The following is an 11,432-nucleotide window of genomic DNA, read 5'->3' as shown; positions in this document are numbered from 1 at the left end:
ACGCGCATGGAGAGTTACGAGCCCGACCGCCTGCCGGCGGCCCGATCGGCCGCCGTGCGGCGCAGTTTCCGGACAGGCGGGGCCGCCCTCACCCGGCGCTCGCTGTTGCGCGCCTCCGCGGGCGGCGCGCTGGCGGTCGGTGGTGCCGGCGCGCTAGCCGGCTGCGGCATCCCCGCCGCAGGCAGGACCGAGGGCGGCGTCTCCGCGCGGGATCACTCGGCGAAGGAGAAGACGGTGAGCTTCTCCAACTGGACCGAGTACATGGACGTCGACGACAGCGGCAAGCACCGTCCGACGCTGGAGGCGTTCACGCGGCGCACCGGCATCAGGGTCAAGTACACCGAGGACATCAACGACAACAACGAGTTCTTCGGCAAGATCAAGCCGCAGCTCGCCGCGGGCCAGGAAACCGGCCGCGACCTCATCTGCGTCACCGACTGGCTGGCCGCCCGCCTGATCCGCCTCGGATGGGTCCAGAAACTGGACCCGTCCAACCTGCCGCACGCCTTCGCGAACCTGTCGCCGCAGTTCCGCAGCCCCGACTGGGACCCGGGACGCGCCTACTCCTACCCCTGGCAGGGCATCTCCACGGTCATCGCCTACAACCGGAAGGCCCTCGACGGCATCGAGGTGACGTCGGTCTCCGACCTCCTCGACCACCCCGGACTGAAGGGCCGCGTCGGCTTCCTCACCGAGATGCGCGACACCGTCGGGATGACCCTGCTCGACATGGACAAGGACCCGGGGAAGTTCGGCGACGACGACTACGACGCGGCCGTCGCCCGCCTGCAGAAGGCCGTCGACAAGGGCCAGATACGCCGCTTCACCGGCAACGACTACACCTCCGACCTCACCAAGGGCGACTTCGCGGCCTGTCTCGCCTGGGCCGGAGACGTCGTACAGCTCAAGGCGGACAGCCCCGACATCGACTTCCTCATCCCGGACAGCGGCTATCTGACCTCCAGCGACAACCTGCTGATCCCCAACAAGGCCCGGCACAAGACGAACGCCGAACGGCTCGTCGACTACTACTTCGAGCCACGCGCCGCCGCCGAACTCGCCGCGTACATCAACTACGTGTGCCCCGTCGACGGCGTCAAGGACGAGCTGGCGAAGATCGACGAGGACGCGGCGAACAACCCGCTGATCCTTCCCGACCCGGCCATGCAGGCCAAGTCCCGTGCCTTCCGCTCGCTCAGCGCGGCGGAGGAGACGGCGTACGAGGCGACATTCGCGAAGCTCACTGGGGCGTGACGAGATGACGACGACCACAGGCAACGGCGGCGACGTCCGCCTCCGCGGGATCGGCAAGACCTACGGCTCGTTCACCGCCGTGCACCCGCTCGACCTGACCGTGCCGCAGGGCTCCTTCTTCGCCCTCCTCGGCGCGTCCGGCTGCGGCAAGACCACCACCCTGCGCATGATCGCCGGTCTGGAGGAGCCCACCTCGGGCACCGTCCACCTCGGCGACCAGGACGTCACCCGGCTGCCCCCGTACAAGCGCCCGGTGAACACGGTCTTCCAGTCCTACGCCCTCTTCCCCCACCTCGACATCTTCGAGAACGTCGCCTTCGGCCTGCGCCGGCGCGGCGTCAGGAGCGTGAAGAAGCCGGTCGAGGAGATGCTGGAGCTGGTCCAGCTCGGTGAGCAGGCCCGCAAGAAGCCGCACCAGCTCTCCGGCGGCCAGCAGCAGCGCGTCGCCGTGGCCCGCGCCCTCATCAACCACCCCGAGGTGCTGCTCCTGGACGAGCCGCTCGGCGCCCTCGACCTGAAGCTGCGCCGTCAGATGCAGCTGGAGCTCAAGCGCATCCAGACCGAGGTCGGCATCACCTTCGTGCACGTCACGCACGACCAGGAGGAAGCCATGACCATGGCCGACGCGGTCGCCGTGATGAACGCGGGCCGCGTCGAGCAGCTCGGCCCGCCCACCGACCTGTACGAGAACCCGCGGACCACGTTCGTCGCGAACTTCCTCGGCACCTCCAACTTCATAGCGGCCGAGGTCGACACCGCCGACGGCGACGACCTCGTCCTGACGGCGGGCGGCGGCAGGCTCGTGCTGCCGAGGGCGCGCTGCTCCGCGCCCACCTCCACCGGCGGCAGGGTGCTGGCGGGCGTCCGCCCGGAGAAGGTCTCGCTCACGCACGCCGACGACGCGGGCGACGTCCCCGCGGGCCGCAACCGCGTCACCGGCCGCATCGCCGACTCCAGCTTCATCGGGGTCTCCACGCAGTACGTGGTCGACAGCCCCGTCTGCCCCGGCTTCGAGGTGTACGCGCAGAACATCGACCGGGACCCGCGCCTGGTGCCCGGCACCGAGGTCGTCCTGCACTGGAACCCGGCGCACACCTTCGGCCTGGACGCTGCCCAGGACATCGACGCCGGGGTGGAGACGGTGGAGCCGGGCAAGGAGGACGCGTCCTGATGACGACCGTCACCGAAGCGCCGCCCCTGGCGCCCGTCCCCGAGCGGAAACCGGCGCGCAGGTGGGGCCGCTGGACCCCGTACCTCCTGCTGCTGCCCGGCATCCTGTGGCTGCTGGTGTTCTTCGCGATGCCGCTGGTCTACCAGGCCTCCACGTCCGTGCAGACGGGCTCCCTGGAGGACGGCTACCGGGTCACCTGGCACTTCGCGACGTACTGGGACGCCCTCACCGACTACTGGCCGCAGTTCGTGCGGTCGGTCGGCTACGCCGCCGTCGCGACCGCGCTGTGCCTGCTGCTGGGCTATCCGCTCGCGTACCTCATCGCGTTCCGCGCCGGCCGCTGGCGCAATCTGGTCATGATCCTGGTGATCGCGCCGTTCTTCACCAGCTTCCTGATCCGCACCCTGGCCTGGAAGACGATCCTCGCCGACGGCGGGCCCGTCGTCGGCGCCCTGGACACGCTGCACGTCCTGGACGTCACGAGCTGGCTCGGCTGGACTACCGGCGACCGCGTGCTGGCCACGCCGCTGGCGGTGGTGTGCGGCCTGACGTACAACTTCCTGCCGTTCATGATCCTGCCGCTGTACACGTCGCTGGAGCGCATCGACCCGCGGCTGCACGAGGCGGCCGGCGACCTGTACGCCAAGCCGTCCACGACCTTCCGGAAAGTCACCTTCCCGCTGTCGATGCCGGGCGTGGTGTCCGGAACGCTGCTGACCTTCATCCCGGCCTCCGGCGACTACGTCAACGCCGATCTGCTCGGGTCGACGGACACGCGCATGGTCGGCAACGTCATCCAGACGCAGTTCCTGCGGGTGCTGGACTATCCGACGGCCGCCGCGCTCTCCTTCATCCTCATGGCCGCGATCCTGGTCGTCGTCACGTTCTACATCCGTAAGTCCGGCACGGAGGATCTGGTGTAAATGCCCTTCGTCAACTGGCTCAAGCGCCATTTCGTCGTCCTGGCGGGACTGCTGACGCTGTCCTACCTCCTGCTGCCGAACATCGTCGTGACGGTGTTCTCCTTCAACAGACCGAAAGGCCGCTTCAACTACGAGTGGCAGCGGTTCTCCACGGAATCCTGGCGGGACCCGTGCGGCGTGTCCGGCCTGTGCGCCTCGCTCGGGCTCAGCCTGCGGATCGCGCTCTGGGCGACGCTCGGCGCCACCCTGCTGGGCACGCTGATCGCGTTCGCGCTGGTCCGCTACCGGTTCCGGGCGCGCGGCGCGGTGAACTCGCTGATCTTCCTGCCGATGGCGATGCCCGAGGTCGTCATGGCCGCCTCCCTGCTCACCCTGTTCCTCAACATGGGCGCGGAGCTCGGCTTCTGGACGATCCTGATCGCCCACATCATGTTCTGCCTGAGTTTCGTCGTCACGGCCGTCAAGGCGCGCGTGATGTCGATGGACCCGAGGCTGGAACAGGCCGCGCAGGACCTTTACGCCGGCCCCGTCCAGACCTTCCTGCGGGTCACCCTGCCGATCGCCGCGCCCGGTATCGCGGCGGGCGCGCTGCTGGCCTTCGCGCTGTCCTTCGACGACTTCATCATCACCAACTTCCAGGCCGGTTCGACCGTCACGTTCCCCATGTTCGTCTGGGGTTCGGCACAGCGCGGCACACCGGTGCAGATCAATGTCATCGGCACGGCCATGTTCGTCATCGCCGTCCTTCTGGTCCTTGTCTCCATGGTCGCGGGAAACCGCCGCCGGAAACAGAAAGCGTGAATTCCCCGAGGGAGTGGAAATCATGGCCCCTGGCGCCATGAGCAGCAGCACCGACCGGACGAAAAGCCTCGCCGGGGCCCGGCCCGTCCCGTACTGGCTGGACGACCCCGGCAGGCCGCGCCCCGAACCCGCCCTCACCGGCGCCGACACCTGCGACCTCCTCGTCGTCGGGGGCGGGTACAGCGGACTGTGGACCGCGCTCGAGGCCAAGGAGCGCGACCCGCAGCGGGACGTGGTCCTCGTGGAGGGCCGGGAGGTGGGCTGGGCCGCCTCCGGCCGCAACGGCGGCTTCTGCGCGGCCTCCCTCACCCACGGCCTGTCCAACGGCCTGTCCCGCTGGCCGGACGAGATCCACCGGCTGGAGGACCTCGGCGCCCGCAACCTGGACGCCATCGAGCGGGCCGTCGCCCGGCACGGCATCGCCTGCGACTTCGAGCGCACCGGCGGCATCGACGTCGCGACCGAGCCCCACCAGGTACGCGAACTGCGCGAGCATCACACCCGGATGCGGCGCGCGGGCCTGGCCGACGGCGTCGAGTACCTGGACGCCGACGCGGTGCGCGCGCAGGTCGCCTCACCCACCTTCCGGGCCGGCCTGTGGGACCGTCGCGGCGTCGCCATGCTGAACCCGGCCGCGCTCGCCTGGGGCCTGAAACGCGCCTGCCTCACCCTCGGCGTGCGCGTGTACGAGCACACCCCCGCCCTCACCCTGACACCGCACGGCGCCGGCATGGCCGTACGCACCCCGTACGGGCAGGTCCGGGCCCGCCGGGTGGCGCTCGGCACGAACGTCTTCCCCAGCCTGGTCAGACGGGCCCGCGCGTACACGGTGCCGGTCTACGACTACGCCCTGATGACCGAGCCGCTCGGCGCCGCGCAGCTCGCCGCCGTCGGCTGGCAGGGCCGCCAGGGCCTCGGCGACTCGGCGAACCGGTTCCACTACTTCCGGCTGAGCGCCGACAACCGGATCCTGTGGGGCGGCTACGACGCCGTCTACCCGTACGGCGGCCGGGTGCGCGCCGAGTACGACGACCGGCCCGAGACCTACGCGAAGCTCGCCGGGCACTTCTTCACCTGCTTCCCGCAGCTGGAGGGCATCCGCTTCACGCACGCGTGGGGCGGCGCCATCGACACCTGCTCACGTTTCTCGGCGTTCTTCGGCACGGCCCACCGGGGACGGGTTGCGTACGCCGCGGGCTACACGGGACTCGGCGTGGGCGCCACCCGGTTCGGTGCCGAGGTGATGCTCGACCTGCTGGCCGGGCAGCGCACCGAACGCACCGAACTGGAGATGGTGCGCAGGAAACCGGTGCCGTTCCCGCCGGAGCCGTTCGCGTGGACGGGGATCGCGCTCACCAAGTGGTCGCTGGCCCGCGCGGACACGCACGGCGGGCGGCGCAACCTGTGGCTGCGCACGATGGACCGGCTCGGCCTGGGCTTCGACAGCTGAACGGCCGGCCGGCTCCGGCACCCCCACCGACCCGGCGCTTTCGAAGCGGGCGATGCGCGAGGCGGCGGGCCGCGCCGCCGGGCGGGGCGAGGAGGGGCGGCTACGCGTCAGAGGTCTTGACAACGCAATTGGTCTGGACCAAGTTGGGCGCGTTCCGCCCCTCCGTTCCCCCACCCCTCCATCCCCCCAGCCTCCGGAGGCATTTGTGGACCGCGTCAGCCCGCACGGACCCGGACCCTTCCGACGGCCCAGACCGTCACTCGCGCGGCACGGACTGCTCGCCGCGCTCGTCACCGCCGCCCTGGCCGCGTCCGCGATGTCGTCGGCCGCCCGCGCGGCCGACGCGGACCTGGTGCGCAACGGCGGCTTCGAAGCCGGCCTCGACAACTGGACCTGCACCGCAGCGACGACCGTCGACAGCCCCGTGCGCAGCGGCAGTTCAGCGCTCCGGGCCACCCCCTCCGGCAGCCACAACGCCCCCTGCACCCAGACCGTGACCGTGAAACCCGACAGCCAGTACACCCTGTCCGGTCACGTCCGCGGCGCCTACGTGTACCTCGGCGCCACCGGCACCGGCACCACCGACGTCTCCACCTGGACCCAGTCCGCCCCCGACTGGCAGCAGCTCACCACCACGTTCCGCACCGGCCCCTCGACCACCCGTGTCACCCTGCACACCCACGGCTGGTACGGCACCGGCGCCTACCTCGCCGACGACATCTCCCTCACCGGACCCGGCGCGGACACCGGCGTACCGCCCGCGCCGCCGACCGGCCTCAAGGCCGGCAGCGTCACCCCCACCGGTGTCGCGCTGTCCTGGTCCCCGGTCAGCGGCGCCACCGGCTACGCCGTCTACCGCGACGGCACGAAGATCCGCACGGCCACCGGCACCTCCACCACCGTCACCGGCCTCACCCCCGACACCGCGTACGCCTTCCAGGTCACCGCCGTGAACGACGCCGGTGAGTCCGCGAAGTCGGCCACCGTGACCGCGACCACCGCCGCCGGCACCGACGGCGGATCCGCCGGCCTGCCGGCCCACGCCCTTGTCGGCTACCTCCACGCGAGCTTCGCCAACGGCGCCGGCTACACGCGCCTGGCCGACGTCTCCGACAGCTGGGACGTCATCGACCTGGCCTTCGGCGAACCCACCTCGGTCGAGTCGGGCGACATCCGCTTCACGCGCTGTCCGGTGGCCGAGTGCCCGACCGTGGAGAGCGACGCCGACTTCAAGGCCGCGATCAGGGCCAAGCAGGCCGCGGGCAAGAAGATCCTCATCTCCATCGGCGGCCAGAACGGCCAGGTCCGGCTGACCACCACGGCCGCCCGCGACACCTTCGTCGCCTCCGTCTCGAAGATCATCGACGAGTACGGACTCGACGGCCTCGACATCGACTTCGAGGGCCACTCCCTCTCCCTCGACGCCGACGACACCGACTTCAAGAACCCGAAGACCCCCGTGATCGTCAACCTGATCTCGGCGCTGAAGACCCTCAAGGCCAAGTACGGCGACGACTTCGTCCTGACGATGGCCCCGGAGACCTTCTTCGTCCAGCTCGGGCACCAGTACTACGGCACCGGCCCATGGGGCGGCCAGGACCCGCGCGCCGGAGCCTACCTGCCCGTCATCCACGCGCTGCGCGACGACCTCACCCTGCTGCACGTCCAGGACTACAACTCCGGCCCGATCATGGGCCTGGACAACCAGTACCACTCCATGGGCGGCGCCGACTTCCACATCGCCATGACCGACATGCTGCTCACCGGCTTCCCGGTCGCGGGCGACGCGGACAACGTCTTCCCGCCGCTGCGCCCCGACCAGGTCGCCATCGGCATGCCGGCCACCGTCAACGCGGGCAACGGATACGTCGCCCCCGCCGAGGTGGTGAAGACCCTGAACTGCCTCACCCGCAAGACCGACTGCGGCGCCTACGCCACCCACGGCACCTGGCCGGCGCTGCGCGGCCTGATGACCTGGTCGATCAACTGGGACCACTTCGGCGGCCGGGAGTTCCAGCGGACGTTCGACGGCTACTTCGGCTGACCGGTCGGCGGCCCGGGTACGGCCGTCTTCCGTACGACCCACACGAACAGCGTCAGCAGCACCGCGCACAGGCACCAACCGGCCACCACGTCCAGCGGCCAGTGGTAGCCGCGCCGCACCAGACCGAAGCCCACCCCGGCGTTGACGACGACGCAGGCCACGACCAGGGCGCGACGCGCGAGCACGGTGCGCACCAGCGGAAGCAGCAGCACGGCCGCGGTCCCGTAGGCGACCGCGGCCGTCGCCGTGTGCCCGGAGGGGAAGAAGCCCGAGCCAGGATGCACCGGTGTGCCCGGACGGTCCGTCAACTCCTTCACCGGCACGATCAGCAGCGGCACGACCAGCATCAACAGCGCGGCCAGCGCGGGCGACAGCCACCAGCGGACGGCACCGGCCGCCCGGCGCCGCCACCCCACGTACGCCAGCACGGCCAGCAGCACCGGCAGCGCGACCTCGACGTTGCCGAGGTCGGCGAGGAGTTCGGAGCCCCGGTCCGGGTGGACGAGGGCCCGGCTCACGCGCGCGTCGGCGTCCAGCAGCGGACCGCCGGCGGCGACCTGCCAGGTGATCAGGCCGAAGAGCACGGCGGGCAACCCGAGTGACGGAAGGAACGGCGGAAACAGACGCGACACGCCTCCAGCGTGCCAGGACCGGACAATTCTCCGAACACCGGTGTAGCGCGACACGACAAGCGGAATGATCCGGCAGAGGCATCCGTCAAGGGCCCGCCGACGCCGACCGGTGCGGGCCCGCACCGAACCGGAGGACTGCGCATGGCCGAACCGCTCACCGCGAGCAGGCTGGTCGCCGCGCTGCGCGAGGAGGGCTGCACCGTGCGGGAGGTCGGCGACTGGCGTACCCACAACCGCAATCACGTGGGCGCCTGGGGACCGGTCAACGGCGTGATGATGCACCACACCGTCACCGGCCCCAAGACCGACGTCGTCGGCCTCATCTACCGCGGTGACAGCGCACTGCCGGGACCGCTCGCCGCCGGCTGCATCACCAAGGACGGCACCGTCCACCTGGTGGGCAACGGCCGCGCCAACCACGCGGGCGGCGGCGACCCGGACGTCCTCAGGGCCGTGGTCAACGAGTCGTACGGCGACCGTCCGCCCCGCACGAACGAACACCAGGGCTCGTCCGGAGCCGTCGACGGCAACGCGCGCTTCTACGGCTTCGAGTGCGAGAACCTCGGCGACGGCAAGGACCCCTGGCCGCCCGCCCAGTACGTCGCCATGGTCCGGGCCGCGGCGGGAATCTGCCGCGCGCACGGCTGGGGACCGAAGTCGGCGATCGGCCATCTGGAGTGGTCCGACTGGAAGTCCGACCCCAGGGGCTTCGACATGCAGGACTTCCGCCGCGACCTCGCCGACTGCCTGGCGCTCCCGGCGGGCCAGTGGGAAGGAGAGGATCCCGTGCCCCAGTACGTCAACCTCGGCCTGGCCGAGCCCTACACGCTCGAACCCGGTACCTGGAACAGCATCGAGTTCACCAAGGAGTGGACCGACGAGCCGGGCCACCACGCCACGGACGGATCGGTGTGGGCGCGCGGCCCGGCCCGGTTCACCGGCTCCGTCAGCCTGCGCATAGACGGGCTGCCCACCGGTGCGGTGGTCCAGGCGCGGATGAGCGAGTACGAGGGCTCCGACCATCTCAAGGACCACTCGATCCACGAGATCGCCGGCACCACGGGCGACACGTTCGCGACCGTCCCGCTCACCAGACGGCTCGCCTCCGGCCGCGGGATGCGGATACGGCTGCTGAACCAGGCGGACCGGCCGGTGACGATCTCCAGCGCCGTGCTGACCGTGCTGCTGTGGAAGGACGGGTGAGACACCCGGCCGGGAACGACGCGCTGCCCGCACGGCGCCCCAGGGGGCCGTGCGGGCAGCGTGCGCGACGTGTGCGATGTGCGGAAACGGCCGAAGGGCCGGCACAAGGGGGGGGTGTGTGCCGGCCCTTCGGAGAACGTCCGTGTCGGCCGTTCTGATCGGAACGTCGCGCGCCCCGGGGGGTTTGGGGCGGGCGACCGTCCGATCGGTGAGGAGATCCGAAGCCGAGACTTCGGTGTGTGCGCGAGGCACGACCAGGTCGAAGCTGGGGAGGCCCCGGCCTGATGTCACCCACAGTCCCCTGTGGGTGGGGGTGTATCTCTCATCTGCGTAGAACCTACGGCAGGGGATTCGCGCGCGACAGAAGGATCGACGTCCTGCCATCCACCTCGCACACCTTCTTCACAGGCTCTGCAGCTGAGTCGTCACCCCTGCGGCGCGCGCCGCTCAGATGCGCGTGAAGGCCTGCTCGAGGATGTCGAGGCCCTCGTCGAGCAGGTCCTCGCCGATGACCAGCGGCGGCAGGAAGCGCAGCACGTTGCCGTAGGTGCCGCAGGTCAGGACCAGCAGGCCCTCCTGGTGGCAGGCCTTGGCGAGCGCGGCCGTCGCCTCGGCGTTCGGCTCCTTCGTCGTGCGGTCCTTGACCAGCTCGATCGCGATCATCGCGCCCCGGCCGCGGATGTCACCGACGATGTCGAACTTCTCCGCCATGGCGGTCAGGCGGGCCTTCATGACCTCCTCGATCCGCCGGGCCCTGGCGTTGAGGTCGAGCTCCTTCATCGTCTCGATCGCGCCGAGCGCGCCCGCGCAGGCGACCGGGTTTCCGCCGTAGGTGCCGCCGAGGCCGCCCGCGTGCGCGGCGTCCATGATCTCGGCGCGGCCCGTCACGGCGGCCAGCGGCAGACCGCCGGCGATGCCCTTCGCGGTGGTGATCAGGTCCGGGACGACGCCCTCGTCCTCGCAGGCGAACCACTGACCGGTGCGGCAGAAGCCGGACTGGATCTCGTCGGCGACGAACACGATGCCGTGGTCGGCGGCGAACTCGCTGATCGCCGGCAGGAAGCCCTTCGCCGGTTCGATGAAGCCGCCCTCGCCGAGGACCGGTTCGATGATGACCGCGGCGACGTTCTCCGGGCCGACCTGCTTGGTGATCTGGTCGATCGCCTGCGCGGCGGCCTCCGGGCCGGCGTTCTCCGGGCCGGTCGGCCAGCGGTAGCCGTAGGCCACCGGCACGCGGTACACCTCGGGTGCGAACGGGCCGAAGCCGTGCTTGTACGGCATGTTCTTCGCGGTCAGCGCCATCGTCAGGTTCGTACGCCCGTGGTAGCCGTGGTCGAACACGACCACCGCCTGCCGCCTGGTGTACGCGCGGGCGATCTTGACGGCGTTCTCGACTGCCTCGGCGCCGCTGTTGAACAGCGCGGACTTCTTGGCGTGGTCGCCCGGCGTCAGCTCGGCGAGCCGCTCGGCGACCTCGACGTACCCCTCGTACGGCGTGACCATGAAACAGGTGTGGGTGAAGTCCGCGAGCTGTGCGGCGGCGCGGCGGACGACGGCCTCGGCGGACGCGCCGACCGACGTCACGGCGATGCCGGAGCCGAAGTCGATGAGCCGGTTGCCGTCGACGTCCTCGATGATCCCGCCGCCCGCGCGCGCGGTGAAGACGGGCAGGACGGAGCCCACCCCCTGCGCGACCGCGGCCGTGCGGCGGGCCTGCAGCTCCTGCGACTTCGGTCCGGGAATGGCGGTGAGGACGCGGCGCTCCTGCGGAAGTGCGGTCATGAGGGGCTCCTGGGGGTATTACGGACAGCTTGCCTTCCTTTCTCGCAGGCTAGGGGCGGGACAGGAGGGTGGGCATGCTCCATGTGGGCGTTGTCGCGGGAGCCGGTTGTCCGTCGTGGACATAGCGACCCGGGGACGTGAACCCGGGGACGTGATCCCGGGGACGGCGCGG

The 11,432-nt window shown here is 70.7% G+C and carries 9 protein-coding genes; 7 read left to right on the top strand and 2 right to left on the bottom strand.

Annotation, left to right across the window (positions count from 1 at the left end; translation table 11 throughout):
- Positions 1-6 precede the first annotated feature (6 nt).
- The 6 genes from ABZ354_RS17575 to ABZ354_RS17550 all read left to right on the top strand — a co-directional run bounded on the left by ABZ354_RS17575 (position 7) and on the right by ABZ354_RS17550 (position 7,643).
- Entirely contained in the window at positions 7-1,254 is a 1,248-nt protein-coding gene (locus ABZ354_RS17575) for a spermidine/putrescine ABC transporter substrate-binding protein (protein WP_358657608.1), read from the top strand.
- Positions 1,255-1,258: 4 nt separating this feature from the next.
- Entirely contained in the window at positions 1,259-2,425 is a 1,167-nt protein-coding gene (locus tag ABZ354_RS17570; protein WP_358657606.1) for an ABC transporter ATP-binding protein, read from the top strand.
- Positions 2,425-3,348, top strand: a complete 924-nt coding sequence (locus tag ABZ354_RS17565; RefSeq protein ID WP_358657604.1) for an ABC transporter permease — start codon at positions 2,425-2,427, stop codon at positions 3,346-3,348. The genes ABZ354_RS17570 and ABZ354_RS17565 overlap by 1 nt, the downstream gene beginning before the upstream one ends.
- Positions 3,349-4,149, top strand: a complete 801-nt coding sequence (locus ABZ354_RS17560) for an ABC transporter permease (protein WP_358657602.1) — start codon at positions 3,349-3,351, stop codon at positions 4,147-4,149.
- A 22-nt stretch (positions 4,150-4,171) separates the two neighbouring features.
- Entirely contained in the window at positions 4,172-5,599 is a 1,428-nt protein-coding gene (locus ABZ354_RS17555) for an FAD-dependent oxidoreductase (protein ID WP_358657600.1), read from the top strand.
- Positions 5,600-5,915: 316 nt separating this feature from the next.
- On the top strand, positions 5,916-7,643 hold the full coding sequence (locus ABZ354_RS17550) for a glycosyl hydrolase family 18 protein (protein ID WP_358657762.1): 1,728 nt from the start codon (positions 5,916-5,918) through the stop codon (positions 7,641-7,643).
- On the opposite strand, the gene ABZ354_RS17545 is transcribed toward ABZ354_RS17550, so the two are convergent.
- Entirely contained in the window at positions 7,631-8,275 is a 645-nt protein-coding gene (locus tag ABZ354_RS17545) for a phosphatase PAP2 family protein (RefSeq protein ID WP_358657598.1), read from the bottom strand. The two genes, ABZ354_RS17550 and ABZ354_RS17545, sit on opposite strands and share 13 nt — an antisense overlap.
- Positions 8,276-8,416: 141 nt before the next feature.
- Between ABZ354_RS17545 and ABZ354_RS17540 the strand changes: the two genes are divergently transcribed.
- On the top strand, positions 8,417-9,478 hold the full coding sequence (locus ABZ354_RS17540) for an N-acetylmuramoyl-L-alanine amidase (RefSeq protein ID WP_358657596.1): 1,062 nt from the start codon (positions 8,417-8,419) through the stop codon (positions 9,476-9,478).
- Positions 9,479-9,925: 447 nt separating this feature from the next.
- Here ABZ354_RS17540 and gabT read toward each other — a convergent pair whose 3' ends face one another.
- A complete protein-coding gene (gene gabT, locus ABZ354_RS17535) occupies positions 9,926-11,260 on the bottom strand; it encodes a 4-aminobutyrate--2-oxoglutarate transaminase (protein ID WP_358657595.1) in 1,335 nt (444 codons plus the stop codon).
- Between the last annotated feature and the right edge of the window lie 172 nt (positions 11,261-11,432).

It is taken from the genome of Streptomyces sp. NPDC005925, from assembly GCF_040638805.1.
Taxonomy (GTDB): domain Bacteria; phylum Actinomycetota; class Actinomycetes; order Streptomycetales; family Streptomycetaceae; genus Streptomyces.
Note: the sequence above shows the minus strand (reverse complement) of the source record. Positions and strands in the feature narration are given on the sequence as shown.